Source organism: Prevotella communis (genome assembly GCF_022024115.1).
Classification (GTDB): Bacteria; Bacteroidota; Bacteroidia; order Bacteroidales; family Bacteroidaceae; genus Prevotella; species Prevotella communis.
In genome coordinates this window covers 2,784,674-2,809,559 of the sequence record NZ_CP091792.1, presented here as the reverse complement: position 1 = coordinate 2,809,559, position 24,886 = coordinate 2,784,674, and the positions used below count along the sequence as shown (strand labels likewise).

Sequence of the window (24,886 nt, the reverse complement as noted above, 5' to 3'; positions counted from 1 at the left end):
GAAAATATACTTAATTGATAAAGATTATGAAATATTATATATATAATAAGACAAAGGAGTTACGTCGTTTTATGGTCTATATCCTCCTCCCCCTCATAGGGGGAGGCTGGATGGGGGTCTCCTCTTGCTCAGATATGCTTGAGTCAGACAGCTCACGCCAGTTGTTCGACCCTGCCCTCGACCAGAAGACAGACTCTGTATTCTATGCCTATGGCATCATGCAGGCCATGCAGGAACTGGCCGATCAGTATTACTATCAGAACGAGATGCGTGGTGATCTGGTGAGCCCCACTTCCAAGGCTACCACTCACCTGCGCAACCTGGCATCGTTTACGGCCGATGCCACGAATAAGTACGACAGTGTGTACCTTTATTATAAGGTAATCAACAACTGTAACTATTATCTGGCTCATCGTGATACCACATTGGCCACAGGTGCCCGTAATGTGGTGTGCAACGAGTATGCCGCTGTGGCATCTTTCCGTGCATGGACCTACCTGCAACTGACTCGTCAGTATGGTCAGGTGCCTTATGTCACCGACCCTGTCACCACCATCGGTCAGATCAATGCTAATACGCAGATGACCGACTATCGCACTATCCTGACAGAAGAAGCTAAGATGATGGAGACCTTGAAAGCCCGCTATACCGACGAACAGTTGGCTGTGCCTACCTTCAACCAGAATTCACGTTCTGCTGGTATGCTCAACTGGGGCGGAGGCGAGAAATTCTTCTCACCAAAGAAGTGCTTCGTGCCCTTCAACGTGGTGCTGGGAGATATCTACCTGGAACTGGGTGAGTACGAGAAAGCAGCCACCTGCTACTATCAGTACCTGCGCTACGAGGGACAGTTGAATACTTCCAATATCTCTGTAAACTACAACAACTATATGTCTCCCTCCTATAGTCGCTATAGTCCAATATTCAAGAACTTCACTGAATGGCCAGCCGACTTTAACGACGGAAAGAATTCATCCATATTTAATAATACGCCTATTTGGGAAAACTCGTTTACACATGCGGCCTCACCAGGCGATGTGATCTCTTACATCCCCATGGCCGTGAACTACACCATGGGTAAGACGACTGATATCCCTGCCTCTTACGGTTATAATTACTATGGTACCGAGAGAACATCTACGGTAGATGTGAACGATCCTATGGAGAGTATCTTTGATTGTCCCAAGACCGAGGATATCCAGATTGTGCCCTCACAGGCCTACTGCGATTCAGCCCGTCGTGCCCAGTATTATTACTATACTGAGCAGGTAAAGGTGACGCCTTTCAACTGGATTGTGAAGAATGTGGCTGTGGGTGATGCCCGTGCCCAGAGCATCTGTCAGGGTGTTGGTGCCGACTCCACCTTCGTCTATACCTACAAGCCCTCTACGGCTTATGTCTATCTGTATCGTAACGCCACGGTGTGGCTCCACCTGGCCGAGGCTATCAACCGCATGGGCTATCCTGATGCCGCCTTCGCCGTGCTGAAGAACGGTCTGCACACCGAACTGCCCAACTATCGTTATCTGGAGGTTTATCTGAAGGATGCTGAGGGCAACGACTCTCTGGATGGCGACGGCAATAAGGTGCTCGATATGACCCAGTCGCACTTGGATGACAAGTATTACCTGACGCCTGAGTCTTACGAACTGCTGACCACGAAGTTGCCTTTCCTGGCTCAGGAAAACTCTGAGATTTTCAGAAACGGTGCGCAGAAATCGTTCGTGGGTATCCACATGCATGGCGCCGGTGCTGTGGAAGATCTCTATTCTACTTATCGCTACAGTAATGTCCTCGCTGCTAAGTTGGCTGATATCAACAGTAAGTTCAGTCTCGGTCTGACTACTTATACCAAGGACGACTATATCAATGCGATGGAAGACCTGCTCTGCGATGAGTATGCCATGGAGTTTGCTTTTGAGGGCACTCGCTTCTCTGACCTGCGACGTCTGGCACTCCACAAGAACCAGTCGGGCCTCTATGGTGGCAACTTCGGTGACAAGTGGCTCAGCACCAAACTGCAGAACAATGCCCCTGGTATCACCACGCAGAACTGTTACCTGCCGTATAAATAAGATTCATATTGATAAAAGAATATTTGGTTTACAAGGTGTAACAGTGGTTACAAACAAAGGCTCCCGAAGTGATTCGGGGGCCTTTTTTTTGTGGTTCTACTTTTTTTTCGTACCTTTGCGACAGAAAAACTTAAAACGTAGACTAAGATGCGAAAGATTGTTTCTTTTGGATTGTTGCTGCTGGCACTGACCCTCCAGGCACAGACAGCACGGAAAATCACAGTGAATATCACCCCCGACGGCAAGGCCAATATGGTGGGCTATCTGCCAGAGACACCTTCAGGACGCGCTATCGTAGACTGTCCTGGTGGCGGCTATAGCCACCTGGCTACCCAGCACGAGGGGCACGACTGGGCTGAGTATTTCAACCGTCAGGGCATCGCCTTCTTCGTGCTCACCTACCGCATGCCTGGTGGCGACCGCTCTATCCCTATGGGCGACGCCCAGCAGGCTATCCGCACCGTGAGGGACTCTGCCCTGGTATGGGGCATCAATCCTGAGGATGTGGGTATCATGGGTTTCTCGGCTGGTGGTCATCTGGCCTCTACCGTGTCTACACATAGCGAGTACGACTGTCGTCCAAATTTCTCTATCCTCTTCTATCCTGTCATCTCGATGAACGAGCGCGAGAGTCATAAGGGCTCGTGTGTGAACTTCCTGGGCAAGGACGGACAGAAGGACGAGCGACTGGTACGCCTGTTCTCCAACCAGAATGCGGTGGTGCGCCATCTGACGCCTCCTGCCATCATCCTCACGGCCAACGACGACGGTGTGGTGCCGCCTGTAACCAATGGCGTGGCCTATTATTCGGCTATGCGCCGTATGGGCAACGACTGTACGCTGCATGTCTATCCCAGTGGGGGCCACGGCTTCGGCTTCCGTTCTACCTGGCCTTTCCACGACCAGATGCTGAGCGACCTCACCGCCTGGCTCAACTGCCACAAGGCGCCTCGTCGTGATGCTGTGCGCGTGGCTTGTATCGGCAACAGTATCACCGATGGCCACGGCATCGATATGAGTGATGCAAAGGCATGGCCCGGACAGTTGCAGAAGCTGTTGGGCAGCGACTATGTGGTGAAGAACTACGGACGCAGTGCCCGCACGCTCCTGAAGAAGGGTGACCAGCCTATCTGGAACGAACAGGCATGGCGCGATGCCGTGGCGTTCAAGGCTGATGTGGTGATTATCAAACTGGGTACCAACGACTCGAAACCTGAGAACTGGCAGCATGGCAATGAGTTCGAGAGTAATCTTCGCTCAATGATTGACCAGTTGAACCCGAAGGTGCCCGTGCTCAACAAGAAGGGCAAGCCCACGAAGAAGATGCAGCGCTCTGCCAAGCCGCGCATCATCCTCTGCACGCCAATCCCTGCCTACAAACCTTCATGGAATATCAGCGATTCAGTCATCGTCAATCAGATCATTCCTATCATCAACAAAGTGGCACAGGACGAGCATCTGGAGGTGATAGACCTGCACTCCATCTTCAATAATGCCGATGGTAAGGCCATGCAGGCTGACGGCATCCATCCCACCGAGGCTGGCGATGCGCAGATTGCGAAGACAGTTTACGGAATCTTAAAAGACTAACGTCTTAACTCCTTAACTCCTTAACTCCTTTTAACTCCTTTAACTCCTAAAAAAGAAATAAAATGAAGAAACAGATGAAATTATCATTGGTAAGAAAGGCGGTAATGGGTGTTTTACCTTTTTACCTTTTTACTTTCTTACCTTTAACTGCTTCGGCTCGTGAGGATGCCATCTCCTCGCCCGACGGGAAACTGGTGGTAACGGTGAGTGACGACGGCCCCTGTGCTACCTATGCCGTCAAGTACGACGGCCGACAGGTGTTGCTGCCCTCGCCACTGGGATTCAAGGCCGACTTCGGTGACTTCACCCAGAAGCTCCGAATCACCACGTCCAGGATGGGCGGTGCTGACCGTCTCTATCAGATGCATCAGACGAAGCGTTCGTGGATGCACTACGTGGCTGCCCAGTTGTTTGTCAGTTTCAAGAATGCTGCCGGTCAGAAGATCACGGTGGAGTTTTCTGTGAGCAACAACGACGTGGCTTTCCGCTATCATATCCCTCGTCAGAAGGATGACAATCCCAAGAGTGCCGTGATTCAGCATGAGTCCACGGGCTTCGTCCTGCCCGATGGTACCACCACGTTCCTCACGCCTCAGAGCAAGGCGATGGTGGGATGGGAGCGTACCAAACCCAGTTACGAGGAGGAGTACAAGGCCGACATGCCCATGACGGCCCGTTCGCAGTATGGCGAGGGCTATACGTTCCCCTGCCTGTTTAAGCTGCCTGCGGCAAAGTCGCAGGCCACAGAGCCGGGTGGCTGGGTGCTCATCTCTGAGACGGGTGTCAGCAGTCAGTATTGCGGCTCTCACCTCTCTGATTATCCTTACACCATTGCTTTCCCCATGGCAGGCGAGAACAATGGCATCGGCACCACCACGGCGGGTATCGCCCTGCCTGGCAAGACGCCCTGGCGTACTATCACCGTGGGCAACACGCTGGCGCCTATCGTCGAGACTACCATTGCCTATGATGTGGTAGCACCCCGCTACTCCTTCGGCACCATGGAGAATCTGGAGGAGTTCCAGGAGAGCGCCGACTGTGCCGCCTGTGCCCCTGGCGATACCAAAAGCGATTCTGTCGCAAAAACATCAGCCCTCAGCCCTCAGCCCTCATCCATCACCCCTCAGCCCTCATCCATCACCCCTCAGCCATCATACGGCCGCTACACCTGGTCATGGCTGATCTGGCAGGACAACTCCATCAACTACGACGATCAGGTGAAGTTCATCGACCTGGCTTCTGAGATGGGCTATGAGTTCTGCCTGGTGGACAACTGGTGGGACCAGAACATCGGTCGTGAGCGCATGGCTGAACTGTCTAAGTATGCGCAGTCAAAGGGTGTGTCGCTGATGCTGTGGTACAACTCCAACGGCTTCGAGAACGATGCGCCGCAGACGCCACGCGACTGTCTGAACACCAGCATGGCACGTGAGCGCGAGATGGCCTGGCTCCAGAGCATCGGCGTGAAGGGTATCAAGGTCGATTTCTTCGGTGGCGACAAGCAGGAGACGATGAAGCTCTACGAGGATATCCTCTTCGATGCCAACCGCTACGGCATCCAGTGTATCTTCCATGGCTGCACGCTGCCTCGTGGCTGGGAGCGCATGTATCCCAACTTCGTGGCCTCTGAGGCTGTGCTGGCCAGCGAGAATGTGTATTTCAACGAGGGTGCTGCCGTGCGTCAGCCCTTCGACCTCACCATGCATCCTTTCTGCCGTAATGCGGTGGCCACGATGGACTGGGGTGGTGTCATCATGAATAAGTATATGTCGAAGGACAATAAGACGCGCCATACGCGTAAGACCACCGATGCCTTCGAGATTGCCTCGGCCTTCACCAACCAGACGGCCATCCAGTGCATCGCCATGCAGCCCAATAACCTGCAGGAGCTGCCTCAGGCCGAACTGGATTTCCTCAAGGCTATCCCCACCACGTGGGACGAGACCCGCTATGTGGATGGCTATCCTGGCAAATATGTCGTGCTGGCCCGCCGTCATGGTGACCAGTGGTATGTGGCTGGTCTGAATGCCCTGAAGGAGCCCCTCACGCTGACTCTCGACCTCGACGACTTCGATGTCACCCGTCAGTTCTGTGACCAGGTTGACAAGAAGGGCGCCGTCACCGGCATCGCCATCAGTCCCCTGAAGCTGAAGAAGGGCAAGGCAAAGATCACCATGCAGCCCAACGGCGGTTTCGTGGCCTACTAACCCGGGTTCTTTCCGACAAAACAATAACGGCTCCCGAAGCATTCCGCTTCAGGAGCCGTATTTTAATTTCGAGGGTGTGAGGGTGCAATAGCCCGATTCATAGGCGTTTTGCAGCAATAATTCCTAAATCATGCTCGAAAAAAGAAATTTTTTAGTATCTTTGCACCCAATTATGGCCGTAGCAAACCTGATAACCAAGAATAGCGACGAGCATCAGTTCTCGTTTGAGGTGCTGCCCCCTCTGAAGGGGACGGGCACAGACAAGCTTTTTGCCGATATCGAAAAGCTTTGTAAGCTGAATCCTGCATTCATTAATATTACGACGCATCACAGCGAGTATGTGTATAAGGAACTGAGCGACGGGCGCTTTGAGCGTCAGCGCATGCGTCTGCGCCCTGGCACCATTGCCGTGGCAGCAGCCATTCAGCAGCGTTTCCAGGTTCCGGTGCAGCCCCACGTGATTTGTAGTGGCGCTACGATTGAGGATATCGAGTATGAACTGCTGGACTTGCAGTTCCTGGGTATCACCGACCTGTTGCTGCTGCGTGGTGACAAGGCGAAGGAGGACCGCGTGTTCACGCCTACGCCGGGCGGTCATGCCCACACCACCGACCTGATTCGTCAGGTGCAGCGCTTCAACGAGGGATTCTTTGCCAATGGTGAGGCCATCAAGAACCCGGGGGCTAAGTTTGATATCGGTGTGGCCTGCTATCCTGAGAAGCACGAGGAGGCGCCCAACCTGGAGATGGATATGCAGTATCTGAAGGAGAAGCAGGACCTGGGTGCACAGTATGCCGTGACGCAGTTGTTCTACGACAACGAGAAATACTTTGCCTTTGTGGACAAGGCGCGCCAGATGGGTATCACCATCCCCATTATCCCTGGTATCAAACCGCTGGCAAAGCTGACACAGCTCAGTGTGGTGCCGCGCACCTTCCATTGCGACATCCCAGAGGCACTGGCCCGCGAGATAGTGAAGTGCAAGACGGATGCCGACGCGCGTAAGTTGGGCGTGGAATGGACCGTGAAGCAGTGTCAGGAGCTATATGCCCATGGCGTCAACGACATCCATTTCTATACGGTGGGTGCCGTGGATAGCGTGGTGGAGATTGTGAAGGAGTTAAGGAGATAAAGGAGTTAAGGAGTTAAAAGGAGTTAAGACGATAGACTGATGAACTTCAGTGACGTTATAGGACAGGAGGAGGTGAAGCAGCGCCTGGTGCAGATGGTCGAGGAAGGGCGTCTGCCGCATGCCATCATGCTTTGCGGACCTGAGGGTACGGGAAAGCTGGCACTGGCGGTGGCTTTTGCTTCGTATCTGCTGGGCGAGGATAATGCGATGGTGCAGAAACTGGAGCATCCCGACCTGCATTTCACATTTCCTACCATCAAGTTGCCCTCGATGAGTGCCGACCACAAGCCCGTGAGTGATGATTTCATCCACGAGTGGCACGACCTGCTGATGAAGGGGCCGTATTTCAAGGTTGAGGAATGGCTCAAGGCGATGAGGGCGGAAAACCAGCAGGCTATCATCACGGCCGGCGAGAGCGACGAGCTGGTGAGGAAGCTGAGTCTGAAGTCCAGTCAGGGCGGCTACAAGGTGAGCATCATCTGGTTGCCCGAGCGCATGAACATAGAATGTGCGAACAAGCTGCTGAAGCTCATAGAGGAACCGCCCTCGCAGACGGTGTTCCTGATGGTGTGTGAAGAGCCCGACAAGCTGTTGGAGACCATCCGCAGCAGGGTGCAGCGCATCGATGTGAAGAAACTGCCCGCTGAGACCATCCGACAGGCGCTGATAGAGCGCAGGGGTATTGACGAGAACGCGGCACAGCGCGTCAGCCGACTGGCCAACGGCTCGTGGCTGAAGGCGATGGAGGCGCTGAGCGTGGGCACGGATAATCAGGCTTTCTTCGACCTCTTCGTGATGCTGATGCGACTGGCCTACCAGCGTAAGGTACGCGAGTTGCGCAAATGGAGCGAGACGCTGGGCAACCTGGGCCGTGAGAAGCAGAAAGCCTTCATGCTGTACGTGCTGCGCATGCTTCGCGAGAACTTCATGTACAACTTCCGTCAGGAGGAACTGGTATACATGACGCAGGAAGAGGAGGACTTTGCCAGGAACTTTGCCCGTTTCATCAATGAGGCGAACATCCTGCCGCTCTACGACCTGACCAACGTGGCCATACGTGACATAGGTCAGAATGCCAACGGCAAGATAGTCTTCTTTGACTACGCCCTGAAAATGATTGTATTGTTGATTCAAAAATAAGATACATGGAAGAGAAACAAAGAACATACGAGATACGAACCGGTTGTGACCGTGGACTCTGCAGAGCTGCCGTGGGCCGACAGGACCGTCAGTTGAATACGTACGACTGGCTGGCCGACGTGCCTGGCAACCTGGAGACGACCGACCTGGTGGAGGTGCAGTTCAAGCACACCCGCAAGGGCTACTACCACAATGTGAACAACCTGCCCCTGAAGAAGGGTGACATCGTGGCCGTGGAGGCCAGTCCGGGTCATGATATCGGCGTGGTGACGCTGACAGGACGACTGGTGACGCTGCAGATCAAGAAGGCCAACCTGAAGAGTGCCGATGATATCAAGCGCATCTACCGACTGGCACGCCAGGTGGATATGGACAAGTATCACGAGGCGAAGGCACGCGAGCATGAGACGATGATCCAGAGCCGTGAGATTGCCAAGAAACTGGGACTGGACATGAAGATTGGCGACGTGGAGTATCAGGGCGACGGTCAGAAGGCTATCTTCTACTATATCGCCGACGAGCGCGTGGACTTCCGCCAGTTGATCAAGGACCTGGCTGCTGCCTTCCACGTACGCATCGAGATGAAGCAGATCGGAGCGCGCCAGGAGGCTGGCCGCATCGGCGGAACGGGTCCCTGCGGACGTGAGTTGTGCTGCGCCACATGGATGAAGAACTTCGTCTCTGTGAGCACGGGTGCCGCCCGCTATCAGGATATCTCGCTGAACCCGCAGAAGCTGGCTGGTATGTGTGCCAAACTGAAATGTTGCCTGAACTACGAGGTGGATGACTACATGGAGGCTGGCAAGGTGCTGCCTAACCGTGAGGTGGTGCTGCAGACGCTCGACTCGGACTACTACTATTTCAAGGCTGATATCCTGGCAGGACTGGTGACGTACTCTACGGACAAGCGCATCGCCGCTAACCTGGAGACCATCACGGCACAGCGCGCCAAGGAGATCATCGAGATGAACAAGCGCGGACAGAAGCCTGCCGACCTGCAGCCCGATGAGGAGAAAATCAAGAAGCAGCAGGAGAATGCGCCTGTGGACCTGCTCGCTGGCGACGATATACACCGCTTCGACAAGGCCAAGAAGAAAAAGAAGAAAAAGAAGCCTCAGAGACCTAAGGGGGAACAGCCCAACGGCGGACAACCCAATGGTGGACAACCAAGAGGCGAACAGCACAGAGGCGAACAGCACAGAAATGAGAAACCTGCTCAGGAATAGTATGCTGATACTGATGGCGGCCCAACTGGTACTGACCGGTTGCAGCCGCCAAACGGTTTACAGTCACTACGAGAACATCGGCACAGAGGGATGGGAACGTAGGGACAGTGTGGCGTATGTGGTGCCTGTGCGCGAGGGTGGCACGTTTGAAGAGGAGGTGGGGATTCGTTCTACGCGAATCTATCCCTATATGAACATCGCCCTGATCGTGTCGCAGGAGGCACAGCCGTCGGGCGCGCATCGTCAGGATACGGTCTATATGAACCTGACGGACGAGAAGGGACACGGCGAGGGCGAGGGCGTCAGTTACAGGCAGTTGACGGCGCCTGTATCGCGCATGCAACTGCAGGATGGCGACACGCTGCGCGTGAGCATCCGTCATTATATGCACAGGGAGAACCTGCCTGGCATCAAGGATGTGGGGTTCAGTATGACAAGGGCCGACGAGGGGTAATCAGTTGATTACCTGTTGGCCGCGTTGCGCCCTGCATCGATACGCAGGAAGATAAAGAGCAGGAACGTGAAGCCCCACAGCGACGAACCGCCATAGGAGAAGAAGGGCAGGGGGATGCCTATCACGGGGGTGAGACCTAATACCATACCTACATTGATGAAGACATGGAACAGGAAGATGGACAGGACGCAATAGCCATAGACGCGCCCGAAGGTGGTGGGCTGGCGTTCGGCCAGGTGGATCAGGCGTAGTATCAGGGTGAGGAACAGCAGCAGTACGCCGGCAGCGCCTACGAATCCTTCTTCCTCACCAACGGTACAGAAGATGAAGTCGGTATCCTGTTCGGGCACGTACTTCAGCTTGGTCTGTGTGCCATTGAGGAAACCCTTGCCTTCCAGTCCGCCGGAGCCGATGGCAATCTCACTCTGGTGCACGTTGTAACCGGCACCTTTCAGGTCTTCTTCCAGTCCGAGAAGCACATTGATACGGGTGCGCTGGTGCTGCTCAAGGACATGATTGAGTGCGTAGTCGGCAAAATTGAAGAATACAAGTGAACCGGCTGAGAAGGCCAGTATCCATAAATAATTATGTACGCGCGTGCGAAGGCCGTGCCACAACAGGTAGCCCATGAGGAAAAGGGTGAGCGGGAGTTGCACCCAGAACAGGTTGAACGGCACCACAAAGAAGGAGAACAGGGTGCTCACCAGGGTGACGCCGATACAGATGCTGAGGCACAGGATGGTCTTGTCCCATCGCTGGCAGTACACGCCTATCATCACGGCAGAGAAGAGCTGTATCATCAGGAACACCACGTAATAGCCAATGGAGGTGGGGGTGTGCCACAGGGTGGGTTCGGCATAGCGGATGCCAATGACGAAATAGAGGACCATGGCCACGCCCGTGAAGAGGATACTGCCCGACATGCCTTCTCTGTAGAACATCAGGAAGAAGGCGAGATAGACCAGGGCGGAACCTGTCTCGCGCTGCATCACGATAAACAGCATGGGCGTTAGGATGATGGCAAGCGTCTTGATGAAGTCGCGCGGCCTGGTGATGTCGTAGCCGTAGGTGCCCATGAACTTGGCCAGGGCGAGGGCTGTGGCAAACTTGGCAAACTCAGCCGGTTGCAGGCGCAGCGGACCGAGCACGAGCCACGATCGGGAGCCCTTGATGCTATGGGGGTTGAAGATGGTGGCAAAGAGCAGCAGGAGCAGGATGGCGAAGATGACGTAGGCAAAGGTGTCGTAGAGGCGGTCGTCGAGCAGGAGCAGGACGGTGCCTAGCACGATAGAGGTGCCGATCCACACAATCTGCATGCCGGAACGGGCAGAGAGCGAGAGCAGTTCGGTGTCGCTGCCATAGTCGTAGCTGGCACCGCAGACGCTGAGCCATCCCAGTGACAAGAGGGCCACGTAGATGACAATCGTCCACCAGTCAACGGAACGTATGACGCTGTATTTTCTATCTGTCGGCTGTACCATAGTTAATTCGTTTATCCTGTATTTCCTGAGCTTTGGCCTTTGAAGCCTCTGAGAGTTCGCCGTGGAGGTACTTCTCCATGATCAGTCCGCCGATGGGCACACCATAGGTGGCACCCCATCCGCCGTTCTCCACATACACGGCAACGGCAATCTTGGGGTCGTCCATGGGCGCGAAACCCATGAAGACGGAGTGGTCGTGACCACGGTTCTGGGCGGTACCGGTCTTACCGCAGGCCATGAAGTCGTATTTCGCCAGTTCATGGCAGGTACCTCCCAGCGCAGCAGAGCGCATGCCTTGCACCACGGCTTCGTAGGCCTGTCTGCTGGCCATCGTATAGCGACGGTTGGTATAGAGCGTATCCAGTTTGTTGTCCTCAATCTTCTTGACCACATGGGGTGTGATGAAATAGCCGCGGTTGGCAATCGTCGCACCAAGGTTGGCTATCTGCAGGGGCGTGGCGTTGACCTCACCCTGTCCGATGGAGATGGAGATGACGGTGAGACCGTTCCACGAACCTTTATAGGCTTTATCATAGAACGTGGCATTGGGTATCAGTCCGCGACGCTCGCCTGGCAGGTCGATGCCAAGTCGGTAGCCGAAGCCCATAGACACCATGTAGTCGCGCCATTTGTCCATCGCTACCTGTACGGTGGGATATTTCTGGCGGTTACCCATCATATGGTAGAGTCCCCAGCAGAAATAGCCGTTGCACGAGGTGGACAAGGCCGGAACGAGGGGTAGGGGGGAACCGTGGCCGTGACAACCTACGCGCAGACCTTTATACACAAAGCCATGATAGCAGGGATAGGCTGTATGTGGGGTGATGATGCCTTCCGACAAGAAGGTCAGGGCCTGGGTGGTCTTGAAGGTGGAGCCAGGGGGATACTGTCCCATGATGGAACGGTTGAGCAGGGGCTTCCAGGAATTCCTGCTCAGTTCGATGTGACTCTTGGAACGCTGGCGTCCTACCATCATACGGGGATCGTAGGTGGGGGAACTGACCATGCAGAGTACTTCGCCCGTCTTGGGCTCGATGGCTACAATAGAGCCGATCTTGCCTTCCAGCAATCGTTCGCCTAGGGCCTGGAGGTCTATGTCGATACCCAGGGTCAGGTTCTTGCCCGGCACAGGGGGACGGTCCAGTTCGCCGTCCTTATAGCTGCCCTGGATACGTCCGTGGGCATCGCGCAACAGAATCTGCACGCCTTTCTCGCCGCGCAGGTATTTCTCGTAATAGCGCTCCACACCCAGTTTGCCGATATAGTCGCCCGACTGGTAGTAGTCGTCTTCCTCAATATCTGACGGTGACACCTCTGCCACGTCGCCCAGCACATGGGCAGCATAGGGATATTCGTACTGGCGGATGCTGCGCTTCTGGGCATAGAAGCCAGGGAAGCGGTACATCTTCTCCTGCAGCACACTGAAGTCGTGGTCGGAGAGCTGACTCATGAACATCTGTTCGGTGAAGCGTGAATAGCCGGGGTTCTTCGAACGGTCCTTGATGGCCTCCATGCGTTCGTCGAACTCTTCACGGGTGATACCCAGGGCCTCGCAGAACTCGAGGGTGTCAAGGTGGTTCTTGGCTTCGTTCATCACCACCATGATATCATACGAAGGCTGGTTGTAGACCAGCAACTTGCCGTTGCGGTCCTTGATGACGCCTCGCGAGGGGTAGGCTATCTTCTTCAGAAAGGCATTGGAGTCGGCGTTCTTCTTGTAGTCGTCGCTCATCAGCTGAAGGGTAAACAGACGGATGATATAGACGATGACAATGAAGGTTGCCACGCCAGCTATCACAAACCGTCTATACTCCAGTCCGTAATTCTTCACGTCTGCTTACTTACTTTTTCTGAAACACTCGAGTGTGAAAATGAAAATAACGGTGAGGATGGTACTGCCTGCCACACATTGCAGCCAGTAGAGCCAGTCGAAGAAACTGAACGACTCAAGGGCAAAGAATACGATGCAGAACAGCAGGGTGAGGATGCTGGAGAAATGGGCAAACTTACCCACGCTCATCGTTTCTGCGGATACCTTCAGGTGGTCGTCGGCATCACGCGGCAGAAACAGTTCCAGCAACATGGGTTGCAAGGCGCCTATCAGCGTCATGGATGCTGAGGCTACGCCAGGGGTGTTGGAAAAGGTGTCGATGATGAGGCCGAGGGCGAAACACCACAGCAGGATAGCCCAACGGGGATAATTGCGGGGAAACATGATGGCGAAATAGACATACAGCAAGGGAGTGGCACAGTTGAACACATGGATGCGGTTGAGCACCATGACCTGTACCAGGCAGAATACTACCATCATGACTATACGCTGTATCATGTCCGTCATCATACTTCTGAAATGCTAGTTTTTTCTATTGTCTACTCTTCATGGAATCCACGGCGGCCTCGTGCAGCTGCATACGCTCGGCAAAGCCTTGTTCGGTAATGACGCATACGTCGCGCAGGCAGGAGAAATCGGTCGACAGATTCAGCTTCAGACGATAGGACAGTCCGTCGTCGGAGTCCTTGATATCCACAATCTTGCCTACAGAGATGCCAGCAGGGAAGATGTTGGAATAGCCGCTGGTCTCTATCCAGTCGCCCTTCTTGAACTGTGCATGGCGGGGGATATCTTCCACATAGGCCACCACAGGACTGCCGCCGTCCCACGTCAGGTAACCGAAATAGCCGCGGTTGCGGATGGTCACGCTGATATGCGACAGGTGGTTGAGCACGGGAATCACCACGGAATAGTGTTCGCTGGTGAGGTAGACCACGCCAACGAGACCGTTGCCGCAAGCCACGCCCATATCTGTCTTCACACCATCGGCACTGCCTTTGTCAATGGTGATGAGGTTGTCTTTCTTATGAATGGAATTGTTCACCACCTTGGCGGGTATCAGTGAATACTTGCTGAGGTGTGCCGTCTCGTGCTTCTGGAACCAGGAAGAGTCGGCTGTAGCCTTTGCCAGACTCCTGCGCAACTGCAGCACTTCTTCCTCCAGGAAGAGGTTGCGCTGGGTCAGTTGCTCACTGCTCTTGGAGAGGGAGAAGAAATGCTCGATGCCCGACTGCCATTCGTAGACCTTGCCGGCCACTGCGTTGGCTGACGAAGTCCATGCGCTACCCTGATAACTGTTGTATTTAAACAGCATCACACCACTGACCACTTCCAGTAAAAGGAAGATGAGCCAGTGGTAGTATTTGCTAAGGAATGCCAGTAGGTTGTGCATCCTATCTCATCAAGAATGAGAAACGGTCAACGTTCTTCAGTGCGATACCGGCACCCTTTGCTACTGAATGCAAAGGATCCTCGGGCACGTGGAACTCAATATTAATCTTGTCCTCCAGACGCTTGTCCAGACCACGCAGAAGGGCACCGCCACCGCTGAGGTAGATACCGTTCTTTACGATATCGGCATACAGCTCAGGGGGTGTGTTCTCCAAAGCAGAGAGCACGGCGTTCTCAATCTTGGCAATCGTCTTGTCAAGACAGTGGGCTATCTCCTGATAGCACACGGGAACCTCCATGGGGAGGGCGGTGATACGGTTAGGACCGTGGACAATATAGTCCTCAGGACCCTCATCGCCCAGGTCGGTCAGCGCAGAACCTACGTTAATCTTGATACGCTCGGCCATACGCTCAGATACCTTCACGTTGTGCTGGCGTGACATATACTCCTGGATGTCGGCTGTCAGGTCGTCGCCTGCAGTACGAATGGAATTGTTGGATACGATACCGCCAAGGGAGATGACGGCAATCTCGGTAGAACCACCACCGATATCCACAATCATATTACCCTCGGGGGCCTCTACGTCGATGCCGATACCGATGGCTGCTGCCATAGGCTCGAAAATCAGATAGACGTCACGTCCGTCGGCATGCTCGGCAGAGTCGCGCACAGCACGCAGCTCCACTTCAGTAGAACCGCTGGGCACGCCAATCACCATACGCAGGGAGGGTGAGAAGAAATGATGACCTGTATGCACCATCTTGATCAGGCCGCGCATCATCTGCTCGCAGGCAGAGAAGTCGGCAATCACACCGTCGCGAAGGGGACGGATGGTGCGGATATTGTCATGTGTCTTTTCATACATCATCTTGGCCATCTGTCCTACGGCAATCATCTTGTCCGTACGGCGGTCGAGTGCCACCACAGATGGTTCATCTACCACGATCTTGTCATCACTGATTATAATCGTGTTGGCCGTGCCAAGGTCCATGGCCAGTTCTTGTCTAAAACTAAAAAATCCCATTCTGAAAATTTAAGATTACGAAATGTGTCTCTTCTTATTTGTTGGCTGTAAACCAACCGTGAATGGCTGTGTCGTAGTGACTGCTCACGCCGAATGCACGGGCTGCAAACATCTTGCGGTCCTCGATGTCAGTCTGAGCGCCTTTCTTGTTCAGGATATCGAGCAATACACTGTATTCAGCCTTAGAGGGTACGATGACGACGTCCTTGAAGTTCTTGGCTCCGGCACGGATCAGTGAGATACCGCCAATATCAATCTTCTCAATGATGTCGGCCTCGCTGGCACCGCTAGCTACGGTCTGCTCGAAAGGATACAGGTCAACGATAACAAGGTCGATCTCTGGAATCTCGTACTTTGCCATCTGCTCACGGTCGCCCTCATTGTCGCGGCGTCCCAGGATACCTCCGAATACCTTTGGGTGCAGGGTCTTTACACGGCCGCCCAGGATAGAGGGGTAAGTGGTCACGTCTTCCACCTTCTGACAGGGATAGCCCTGCTCCTCGATAAACTTCTGGGTACCACCAGTAGACAAGAACTTAACGCCTTCAGCGTTCAACTTCTTCAATAACTCATCCAATCCATCTTTGTGGAATACGGAAATCAATGCAGTCTTAATCTTTTTAACTTCAGCCATACCTATTTCTATATAACGTTATATGTTTTGGGCTGCAAAGGTACAAAAGTTTTGTGAATTAATGGTGATGAAAAGCCAATTATTTTTTGATATATCGCAAAATGCTATCTCATATCAAAAGATGAATGCAAATAATTCTTAAAACGTTTTGCTGTTATACCATTTTATAGTACCTTTGCAGAATTATTTTACGAATTTGCCTTCATAGGCTCTTATTTAAATGAGAAAAAGCAGGAATCTGGAGAAACGTCGGCACGGGCTGCAGATGGTGACCTTGTGCATCAGTACCACGATGGTGCTGACACTTTTGGGCTTGGTCATGCTTTCTGTACTGACAGCTCACAACTTACAGAAGAACTTACGGGAGAACGTGGAGATCAGCGTCATCCTTGGTGATACGATAGCCAAGGAGGATGGTGTTACCTTGGGAAAGATGATTCAAAAGAAGCCCTATGCGCACCAGGTGGCTTTCATCAGCAGTGAGGAGGCCCTGAAGATGGCTAAGGAAGAGATGGGTATCGATCCTACGGAGTTTACGGGCAGCAATCCTTTCTCACCTGAACTCACGGTGACCATGGAGGCCGAGTATGCCAATACGGACTCGCTGTCTGTGATTGTGAAGAGACTGCTGAAGGACAGACGCGTGGTGGATGTGGCCTATACCAAGGATGAGATTGACGGTATGAACCGTATCCTGGAACCTGTCAGCATTGCATTGCTGGGCTTGTCGGTACTACTTATATTTATATGTTATACGCTGATAAGCAACTCTATCCAGTTAAGCATCTACTCTCGCCGTTTCCTGATTCACACCATGAAACTGGTGGGAGCGTCTTGGGGTTTTATCCGCAGACCTTTCTTGAAACAGGCTGTTGTGGTGGGTGTTATCTCGGCTTTGCTGACCTGTTCGCTCCTGGGTGGTATCATCTATATGCTGATGCCTTTCATGCCTCATGTTGAGGAGATTATGACGTGGCGTGAACTGGCAATCACTGCTGCTGCAGTCTTTGTGTTCGGCTTCGTCATCACCGTATTCTGCACGCTGTTGTCTGTGAATAAGTTCCTGCGAATGACAGCTGGAGAACTGTATAAGATTTAGAGTTAAGAATTAAGAATTATTTATATAAATGGATAAGAAAGATTTTGCATTCGGACGAATGAATTTCATCCTGTTGGCCATTAGCATGGTTATCGTTGTCATCGGATTCATCCTGATGGCTGGTGACGGTTCTACTGATCAGGCATACAACCCCGATATTTTCAGCGCACGCCGTATCAAGGTGGCTCCGCTGGTGTGTCTGTTTGGTTTCGTTTCAATGATTTATGCCGTGGTGCACAAAAGTAAGTAATCGGATATGGATTGGTTGCAAGCATTGATTCTGGGTATCATCCAGGGTTTGACAGAATATCTGCCTGTGAGCAGCAGTGGCCATCTGGAGATTGGCAATGCGCTGCTGGGTGTTGAGATTGAAGAGAACCTGACGTTTGACGTGATGCTTCACGTAGCTACCGTACTGTCTACACTGGTGGTATTGTGGAGTGAGATCGACTGGATTATGCGTGGTCTCTTCAAATTCCAGATGAACGCAGAGACGAAGTATGCGCTGAATATCGTGGTATCTATGATTCCTGTAGGTATTGTGGGCGTCTTGTTCAAGGACCAGATTGAGGAGTTGTTCACTGGTAATCTGTTGCTGGTGGGCTGTTGTCTGCTGGTGACGGCAGCGCTGCTCACGTTCACATATTTCGCAAAACCTCGTCAGAAGGATCATCTCTCATGGCTTGATGCCCTGATTATCGGTATCGCACAGGCCATCGCCGTACTGCCTGGTGTGTCGCGTTCAGGCAGCACCATCGCTACAGGTCTGCTGCTCGGCAATAAGAAGGAAAAGCTGGCGCAGTTCTCTTTCCTGATGGTGATTCCGCCTATTCTGGGTCAGGCCCTGCTCTCTGTGATGAAGTTTGCAAAGGGCGAGGAGGCTTTTGGCGGTGTTGGCGCATTGCCCATGGCTATCGGCTTTGTGGCTGCATTCCTCAGTGGTTGCCTGGCTTGTAAGTGGATGATTAATATCGTGAAGAAAGGTAAGTTGGTTTACTTCGGCATCTACTGTGCCATCGTAGGCTTGGTTGCTATCACCTATAGTCTGGTTGGCTAATGGATTTCCACGGAGGCGAATTTATCTATATCAATAAGCCCTATCGGATGTCGTCGTTCGGCGCGCTGGCTTATGTTCGTACCCGCTTGTCGAGGGCGTTGCATGTGAAGCGACTGAAGACTGGCCATGCCGGTACGCTCGACCCGTTGGCTACAGGTGTGCTGATTCTCTGTACGGGTAAGGCCACGAAGCGTATTGAGTCGCTGCAACTGGCTTCCAAGGAGTATACGGCAACGCTGCAACTGGGAGCTACGACACCAAGCTACGACCGTGAGCATACGGTGAACATGACCTACTCCACGCGCCATATCACTCGCGAACTGATAGAAAGTGTGCTGCCACAGTTTGTTGGCGATATCCAGCAGGTGCCTCCTATCTATTCGGCTGTGATGGTCGACGGGCATCGTGCCTACACACTGGCACGTCAGGGCAGTGAGGCGGAACTGAAGGCAAAGACGATTCATATCGATGAGATAGAACTGACTGATTTCAACCCTGAGACGATGCAGATGAGCATCCGTGTGGCTTGTGGAAAGGGTACCTATATCCGCTCCCTGGCCCGTGATATCGGCGAGGCACTGGGAAGTGGTGCCTTCCTGACAGCTCTCTGTCGTACTCGTCTGGGCGATGTGCGCATAGAGGACTGTCTGACACTGGATGAATTCCCTGCATGGCTGGAAGACAAAATACCATCTTTAAAGACACAGTAACATATTAACAAATAAAAAGTTATTGTATAATATATGAAACTATCACAATTCAAATTCAAACTACCTGAGGAGTTGGTGGCTCTTTACCCGCCTCACCGTGCTTTTGAGAATGAGGACGGTACTGTTGATCGCGTGTACAACCGCGACCAGTGTAAACTGATGGTGGTGCACCGTAAGAGCGGGAAGATTGAAATCTTCAAGAAGGATGCTGATGGCAACGATACTGAGGAGTTCATGACATTCCGCAACCTGCTTGATTACTTCGATGAAGGAGACACTTTTATATTTAATGATACAAAGGTTTTCCCTGCTCGTCTCTATGGTACTAAGGAGAAGACTGATGCTCAGATTGAGGTATTCCTGCTGCGCGAGCTCAATGAGGAGCTGCGTCTGTGGGACGTGCTGGTAGAGCCCGCACGCAAGATCCGTATCGGCAATAAGCTGTTCTTCGACGGCGAGGGTCCCATGGTGGCTGAGGTCATTGATAATACAACCAGTCGTGGACGTACGCTGCGTTTCCTCTATGACTGTCCTCACGATGAGTTCAAGCGCGAACTGTTCTCCCTGGGTGAGGCTCCTCTGCCTCGCTATATCGTAGACCGTCGTAAGGCTGAACCAGATGATATGGAACAGTTCCAGACGATCTTCGCAAAGAACGAGGGTGCTGTGACGGCACCTGCCACAGGTCTTCATTTCAGTCGTGAGCTGATGAAGATGATGGAGATTCGCGGATATCAGTTTGCCTACCTCACCGTTCACTGCAGTCTTGGTTCGTTTGATCCTATTGAGGTGGAAGACCTGACCAAGCATAAGATGAACTCCGAACAGGTTGAGATTTCTCTAGAGACCTGCGAGATTGTGAATCGTGCTAAGACGGAGGGTCATCATATCTGTGCCGTTGGTGTCAGCACGATGCGTGCTACGGAGTCGTCTGTAGGTACGGATGGCATGCTGAAGGAGTTTAGCGGATGGACGAATAAGTTTATCTTCCCTCCATATGACTTTGGTCTGGCTGACTCTGTGATTACCAACTTCTATCATCCTGAGTCTACAATGATGATGGCTACTGCCGCTTTCGCTGGCTATGAGCTGACCATTGAGGCCTACAAGATTGCCATCAAGAACGGCTTTAAGTTCGGTTGCTATGGCGATGCCATGTTGGTAGTGGACGATTGATTATAATTGAGAATTGATAATTGAGAATTTGCATCAGGTGTATCTGGGACTTGGTTCCAATTTGGGAAACAAGGAGGAAAACCTGCGCAAAGCCATTTCGATGATAAATGAGCAGATTGGCACCGTGGTGCGCCAGTCTGCTTTTTTCTATTCCGAACCATGGGGGTATGAGTCAGATAACCAGTTCGTCAATGCTGTGATTCTTGTGGAGACATCCCTTTCACCCTATGATGTCCTGACTGCCAATCAGTGTATCGAACATCTGTTGGGCAAGACGCAGACACATGCCACGGAGCGCCCCTCAGACCTCAGCCTTCAGCCTTCAGACCTCAGACCTCCCATCTACCACGATCGTCCCATTGACATCGATATCCTGCTCTATGACGATCTCCATATGGATGAGCCAGGGTTGAAAATCCCTCATCCATTGATGGAGGAACGGGATTTTGTGATGATTCCGCTCAACGAGATAAGAAAATAAAAAAATGCCCCGCCAATCTGATGACTGGCGGGGCTTGTTTTTCTCCTTGTGAGGTGGGATTACTTACGCAGACCCAGAGCCTTCACAATAGCACGATAACGATTGATATCGTTGACGTAGAGGTACTTCAGGAGCTTACGACGACGACCTACCATCTTGGTCAGTGAACGAGCGGTAACAAAATCCTTGTGATTCTGCTTCAGGTGCTCAGTCAGGTGCTTGATACGATAGGTGAACAGTGCAATCTGGCTCTCAGCGCTACCAGTATCGGTATTGCCCTTGCCAAACTCGTTGAAGATCTCTTCTTTCTTTGCGTGATCGAGATACATAATTGTAATTTGATGATTAATAAGTTGTTGCCATAACATTCTTCCCACGCTCAGCGCCTTAATCACAACGAATCGCGTCGTCGAATGCATCGGATTTTCCGAAAAGCGGGTGCAAAGGTACGGAATTTATTTGGAACTTACAAATATTTTGCGTACTTTTGCATCAATTATGTCAACAATCATCTATCCTTCGCCCATTTTCGGGCCTGTTCATAGTCGTCGACTCGGCATCTCGCTGGGTATCAATCTCTTGCCTGCCGATGGCAAAGTGTGCTCGTTTGACTGCATCTATTGTGAATGTGGTTTCAACGCTGATCATCGTCCCACCAAACCAATGCCTCGTCGTCAGGAGGTGGCCGAGGCACTCGAGGCTAAACTGAAGGATATGCTGGCCAACGGACCTGCGCCTGATGTGTTGACTTTCGCAGGCAATGGTGAACCAACGGTCAATCCTGAGTTTCCTGAGATTATCGATGATACGCTGCGTCTGCGCGACAAGTATTTCCCCAATGCCAAGGTCTCTGTGCTCAGTAACTCGACGATGATTCACCGTCAGGCTGTCCATGATGCCCTGATGCGTGTGGACAATAACATACTGAAACTGGATACCGTCGACCCTATATATATTAATAAGGTGGACCGTCCTTGTGGCCACTATGATGTCAACCAGGTGATAGAGGACCTGAAGCGCTTCAATAGTCATGTGATTATCCAGACCATGTTTATGAAGGGCGACCATAGTGACAATACGGGTGAGGCGTATGTAGGTCCCTGGCTGGAGGCCGTCAGGCAGATAGCACCCAGTCAGGTGATGATCTATACAATAGACCGCGAGACGCCTGACCGTCTGCTTCAGAAAGCTACTCATGAGGAGCTGGATGCCATTCGCGACCGTGTGATAGCCATGGGTATTCCCTGTACTGCCAGTTACTAACGCTCAAAACAGGGTATCGTGCACAGATTCATCGCCATCATTTTCGCCTGTCTCTCTCTCTTGTCACTGGGATGCGGGAATCATCAGCAGCAGGACGATATCCTGGTGCCTGGTGATACATTGGCGATTAGTCTGAGTGAATACTTTGATGGGCATGGTACGCCCAACGAACAGATGTTGGGTCATTATATCCTGGCGCGGACCTATGCCGAGATGGGGGAGGTGAGTCAGGCTCTTGATGAGTTTCAGAAGGCTGAGGCTTGTGCTGATACGACGGCAACGGACTGCGACCGTCATCTGCTTGCAAGGGTACACAGTCAGGCCCTTCTGCTCCAGGAAGAGAAAACGGAGTCGGCAGGTGGTCTCATCTGGGTTGTAGGCGGACTGGTCTTTCTGGCACTCCTGGGTGTCGCTGGCTTCCTGTTGAAGCGGAAGAAGAAACCCCAGCAACAGGATTCGCAGGAGAACGGAATACAGGAGAACAGAATCTACGAGTCGGATGTCTACCTTCGTTTCAGGGACTTGGGCAAGCATCCCCTGCAAAGTATTTCGAGGGACGACTGGAACGCGCTTGAAATGGCGGTCGACGAGTACCTGCCTGATTTCAGGAAGAAGGTTGACCCCAACCACAACATGAAAGATACCGATTATCGTATCTGCATGCTCATCCGTCTGCGTTTCGCCCTCTCTGAGGTTGCCGCCTTCATGGATATCACGCCCCAGAACCTGTATTCGCGACGCAAGCAATTGCTGAAGAGCGTGTTTAATATCGTGGGAAAACCGGATGAGTTTGACGCCCTGATACAAGAATAGGTTTTCCAGACAGACAGAAAAAACCTCCAGTCCTGTGATGCCAGGGCTGGAGGCTTTTTATTGATTGCTTGTCAGCGGTTACTTCTTGATTTTGTAGATGCGGAACGACATGGCTGGCAACTCATCGTTGAGTACTGCCTGCTTCTTGTCGGCTGTGCAACCGATGCTGCCCGTCTTTGGCGTAATCTTCTCTGGCTGATCCAGCGTGTTCTCGTCGTCCATCGAACCACTCCAGCTCAGTGTCAGGGTCTCGGCGGTGCGACTGCCCTTGATACCCTGCAGGTTCAATGTGACAGGCTGAGCCTGCTTAGAGGTGTTCACAACCTTGACGATAACCTCGCCTGTGGTCTTGTCGAAGACACTTGATGCAAACAGACCGTCCTGTCCTTCCTGACCGGCAACGGGCTTCTTGTCCATGGTGAGCGGGAGCACGTTGGTACCCTTGTTCATGGCAAACATCTGCTGCACATAGTAGCTGACGGACTTGAAAGAGCGCAGGTTGTCGTACCAGATAGCATCCGGACGCCACTGCCATCCCTCCACATGTGCGAAGAGGGGAGCGTAGGTAGCCATGTGCACCAGGTCGGCATTACGCTCGATACCAGTCATATGTGCTGCCTCGTAGAGTGAGGTCTCGTAGTGGTTCCATTTCTTGCCGCGTCCATGACAGGCATACTCACCGGCAAACACACGCGGACCCTTGCGGTCGTATGAGTCGTAGCGCAAGCCGTGGCTCAGGAACCATTTCTCGTCACGATAATAGTGCTCGTCGTAAAGGTCCACCTTCAGTTCCTTCATGCGAGGCTGCAACAGGTCGAAGTCCCAGCCCTCACTGTTAGGACCAGTGGTGCCGATGAGCTTCAGGGTGGGATACTTGGCACGCAGGGCGTCGCTGAACTTCTTCAGGCGTTCGGTGAACACAGGACCATAGCCGCCGTGCTTCTCGTCGTAGTCCCACTGCTCGTTGCCCACGCCCAGGAATTTCAGGTTGAAAGGAGCGGGATGTCCCATGTCGGCACGCACCTTACCCCACTTGGTGTTCACGTCGCCATTGGCAAACTCCACCAGGTCGAGTGCATCCTGGATATACTCGTCAAGCTGGTCTACAGGTACGTGTACGCCTGGCTTCGTGGGGTCTGGGTTCTGGAACTGACAGCTCAGGCCGCATGAGATGACGGGCAGGGGCTCACAACCGAAATCCTCACAGAGCTGGAAGAACTCGAAGAAGCCCAGTCCGTAGCTCTGGTAGTAGTTGGGGAAGTAGCGTCCTGTAAAGGTGTAGTGCCAGCGGTTCTCGTTCAGGGGACGGTTCTCTACAGGTCCCACGGTGTTCTTCCACTGATAGCGTGTCTCCAGGTCTGTACCTTCCACGATACAGCCGCCAGGGAAGCGGAACACACCAGGATGCATGTCGTTCAGTGCCTGTGCCAGGTCCTGACGCATGCCGTTCTCACGACCTTTCCAGGTCTTGACGGGGAACAGTGACACGTGTTCTACGTCGGTCGTTGCCTTACTGTCGCCCCACACACGCAGATGTGCCTTGGCAAAGGTGCGCTTGGGCTTGATGACAGCCGTGTATTTCTTCCATTCCTTGCCACTGACGTCCACGCTGGCGTTGCCCAGTTTCTGGTCGTCGCCCATCGTGGCGTTGTCCACCAGGTCGATCCACAGTTTGGCACTGCCGCCATCGGGCACGCGGGCCCATACAGAGAAGCGGTACTCCTCGCCACCTTTCACGCCGATGCCGAAGAAACCCTGGTTCTCAATCATCGTGTGCTTGTCCCTGTGGCTTGCAGGAGCCATACGTACATAGTGGGGGTTGCGCTCAAAGGGACCATCGTCCTTCAGCGATACGTTTCCTGAGATGTCCCAGCCGGCAAAGTTGTTGGGAAACTCAAACGAGCGGTTCATAATCAGTTCCGCATAGAGACCGCCGTCAGCAGCATAGTTGATATCCTCGAAGAAGATACCATACATGGTTGACTGTACTGGTGCTCCCAGTTTTTTTGCATTCACGTCCATCACGTGCTGAGCCTCGCCAGCGAGTGATGCTGATAAGGCGAATGCGAGAGATAAGAGTTTCAGATTCATGTTGTTAGT

23 protein-coding genes are annotated in these 24,886 nt (G+C 52.8%); 15 read left to right on the top strand and 8 right to left on the bottom strand.

Features of this window, described 5'->3' with window-relative positions; genetic code table 11:
* The first annotated feature begins 26 nt into the window (after nucleotides 1-26).
* The 7 genes from L6468_RS11785 (at nucleotide 27) to L6468_RS11755 (ending at nucleotide 9,824) form a co-directional block, all read left to right on the top strand.
* A complete protein-coding gene (locus tag L6468_RS11785) occupies nucleotides 27-2,075 on the top strand; it encodes a RagB/SusD family nutrient uptake outer membrane protein (protein WP_237793386.1) in 2,049 nt (682 codons plus the stop codon).
* 147 nt (nucleotides 2,076-2,222) lie between these two features.
* Nucleotides 2,223-3,665, top strand: a complete 1,443-nt coding sequence (gene axeA1, locus L6468_RS11780) for an acetylxylan esterase AxeA1 (RefSeq protein WP_237793385.1) — start codon at nucleotides 2,223-2,225, stop codon at nucleotides 3,663-3,665.
* 62 nt (nucleotides 3,666-3,727) lie between these two features.
* The gene (locus L6468_RS11775) at nucleotides 3,728-5,872 is read left to right on the top strand and encodes a glycoside hydrolase family 97 protein (protein ID WP_237793384.1); all 2,145 of its coding nucleotides are present in this window, start codon (nucleotides 3,728-3,730) and stop codon (nucleotides 5,870-5,872) included.
* Between the two features lie 172 nt (nucleotides 5,873-6,044).
* Complete coding sequence (gene metF, locus L6468_RS11770) at nucleotides 6,045-7,004, top strand: methylenetetrahydrofolate reductase [NAD(P)H] (protein WP_237793383.1); 960 nt, start codon at nucleotides 6,045-6,047, stop codon at nucleotides 7,002-7,004.
* 39 nt (nucleotides 7,005-7,043) lie between these two features.
* Nucleotides 7,044-8,144: a DNA polymerase III subunit gene (locus L6468_RS11765; RefSeq protein ID WP_237793382.1), complete on the top strand. Its 1,101-nt coding sequence runs from the start codon at nucleotides 7,044-7,046 to the stop codon at nucleotides 8,142-8,144.
* Between the two features lie 5 nt (nucleotides 8,145-8,149).
* Nucleotides 8,150-9,370 carry a PSP1 domain-containing protein gene (locus tag L6468_RS11760; RefSeq protein WP_091818908.1) on the top strand — a complete coding sequence of 407 codons (1,221 nt, stop codon included), beginning with the start codon at nucleotides 8,150-8,152 and terminating at the stop codon, nucleotides 9,368-9,370.
* A complete protein-coding gene (locus tag L6468_RS11755; protein ID WP_237793381.1) occupies nucleotides 9,348-9,824 on the top strand; it encodes a gliding motility lipoprotein GldH in 477 nt (158 codons plus the stop codon). The genes L6468_RS11760 and L6468_RS11755 overlap by 23 nt, the downstream gene beginning before the upstream one ends.
* A gap of 8 nt (nucleotides 9,825-9,832) precedes the next feature.
* On the opposite strand, the gene rodA is transcribed toward L6468_RS11755, so the two are convergent.
* Genes rodA through L6468_RS11725 form a run of 6 tightly spaced genes read right to left on the bottom strand, consistent with a single transcriptional unit; the run spans nucleotide 9,833 to nucleotide 16,187 of the window.
* Nucleotides 9,833-11,305 (bottom strand): rod shape-determining protein RodA, encoded by a 1,473-nt coding sequence (gene rodA, locus L6468_RS11750; protein WP_237793380.1) that lies wholly within the window; start codon nucleotides 11,303-11,305, stop codon nucleotides 9,833-9,835.
* Nucleotides 11,286-13,136 (bottom strand): penicillin-binding protein 2, encoded by a 1,851-nt coding sequence (mrdA, locus tag L6468_RS11745; protein ID WP_237793379.1) that lies wholly within the window; start codon nucleotides 13,134-13,136, stop codon nucleotides 11,286-11,288. Before mrdA ends, rodA begins: the two co-directional genes overlap by 20 nt.
* A 6-nt stretch (nucleotides 13,137-13,142) precedes the next feature.
* A complete protein-coding gene (gene mreD / locus L6468_RS11740) occupies nucleotides 13,143-13,646 on the bottom strand; it encodes a rod shape-determining protein MreD (protein ID WP_091818904.1) in 504 nt (167 codons plus the stop codon).
* A 22-nt stretch (nucleotides 13,647-13,668) separates the two neighbouring features.
* Nucleotides 13,669-14,529, bottom strand: coding sequence for a rod shape-determining protein MreC (mreC, locus tag L6468_RS11735; protein WP_237793378.1), 861 nt, complete (start codon nucleotides 14,527-14,529; stop codon nucleotides 13,669-13,671).
* Nucleotide 14,530: 1 nt separating this feature from the next.
* The gene (locus L6468_RS11730) at nucleotides 14,531-15,553 is read right to left on the bottom strand and encodes a rod shape-determining protein (RefSeq protein WP_091818902.1); all 1,023 of its coding nucleotides are present in this window, start codon (nucleotides 15,551-15,553) and stop codon (nucleotides 14,531-14,533) included.
* Between the two features lie 34 nt (nucleotides 15,554-15,587).
* Complete coding sequence (locus L6468_RS11725; protein WP_091818901.1) at nucleotides 15,588-16,187, bottom strand: IMP cyclohydrolase; 600 nt, start codon at nucleotides 16,185-16,187, stop codon at nucleotides 15,588-15,590.
* A gap of 220 nt (nucleotides 16,188-16,407) precedes the next feature.
* Between L6468_RS11725 and L6468_RS11720 the strand changes: the two genes are divergently transcribed.
* Genes L6468_RS11720 through folK form a run of 6 tightly spaced genes read left to right on the top strand, consistent with a single transcriptional unit; the run spans nucleotide 16,408 to nucleotide 20,710 of the window.
* Entirely contained in the window at nucleotides 16,408-17,286 is an 879-nt protein-coding gene (locus tag L6468_RS11720) for a cell division protein FtsX (RefSeq protein ID WP_237793377.1), read from the top strand.
* Between the two features lie 28 nt (nucleotides 17,287-17,314).
* Nucleotides 17,315-17,536 (top strand): DUF3098 domain-containing protein, encoded by a 222-nt coding sequence (locus L6468_RS11715; RefSeq protein ID WP_091818899.1) that lies wholly within the window; start codon nucleotides 17,315-17,317, stop codon nucleotides 17,534-17,536.
* A 6-nt stretch (nucleotides 17,537-17,542) separates the two neighbouring features.
* Nucleotides 17,543-18,343, top strand: a complete 801-nt coding sequence (locus L6468_RS11710) for an undecaprenyl-diphosphate phosphatase (protein ID WP_237793376.1) — start codon at nucleotides 17,543-17,545, stop codon at nucleotides 18,341-18,343.
* Entirely contained in the window at nucleotides 18,343-19,053 is a 711-nt protein-coding gene (gene truB / locus L6468_RS11705; RefSeq protein WP_091818897.1) for a tRNA pseudouridine(55) synthase TruB, read from the top strand. The genes L6468_RS11710 and truB overlap by 1 nt, the downstream gene beginning before the upstream one ends.
* A gap of 33 nt (nucleotides 19,054-19,086) precedes the next feature.
* A complete protein-coding gene (gene queA, locus L6468_RS11700) occupies nucleotides 19,087-20,229 on the top strand; it encodes a tRNA preQ1(34) S-adenosylmethionine ribosyltransferase-isomerase QueA (protein WP_237793375.1) in 1,143 nt (380 codons plus the stop codon).
* A gap of 19 nt (nucleotides 20,230-20,248) precedes the next feature.
* Entirely contained in the window at nucleotides 20,249-20,710 is a 462-nt protein-coding gene (folK, locus tag L6468_RS11695) for a 2-amino-4-hydroxy-6-hydroxymethyldihydropteridine diphosphokinase (protein WP_431356701.1), read from the top strand.
* 59 nt (nucleotides 20,711-20,769) lie between these two features.
* On the opposite strand, the gene rpsO is transcribed toward folK, so the two are convergent.
* A complete protein-coding gene (gene rpsO / locus L6468_RS11690) occupies nucleotides 20,770-21,039 on the bottom strand; it encodes a 30S ribosomal protein S15 (protein ID WP_091818894.1) in 270 nt (89 codons plus the stop codon).
* 169 nt (nucleotides 21,040-21,208) lie between these two features.
* Here rpsO and L6468_RS11685 point away from each other — a divergent pair, with 169 nt between their 5' ends.
* On the top strand, nucleotides 21,209-21,973 hold the full coding sequence (locus tag L6468_RS11685) for a radical SAM protein (RefSeq protein WP_237793373.1): 765 nt from the start codon (nucleotides 21,209-21,211) through the stop codon (nucleotides 21,971-21,973).
* A gap of 18 nt (nucleotides 21,974-21,991) precedes the next feature.
* On the top strand, nucleotides 21,992-22,786 hold the full coding sequence (locus tag L6468_RS11680; protein ID WP_237793372.1) for a hypothetical protein: 795 nt from the start codon (nucleotides 21,992-21,994) through the stop codon (nucleotides 22,784-22,786).
* A gap of 78 nt (nucleotides 22,787-22,864) precedes the next feature.
* Here the strand turns inward: L6468_RS11680 and L6468_RS11675 are convergent, their stop codons facing one another.
* Entirely contained in the window at nucleotides 22,865-24,877 is a 2,013-nt protein-coding gene (locus L6468_RS11675) for an alpha-L-arabinofuranosidase C-terminal domain-containing protein (protein ID WP_237793371.1), read from the bottom strand.
* Nucleotides 24,878-24,886 lie beyond the last annotated feature (9 nt).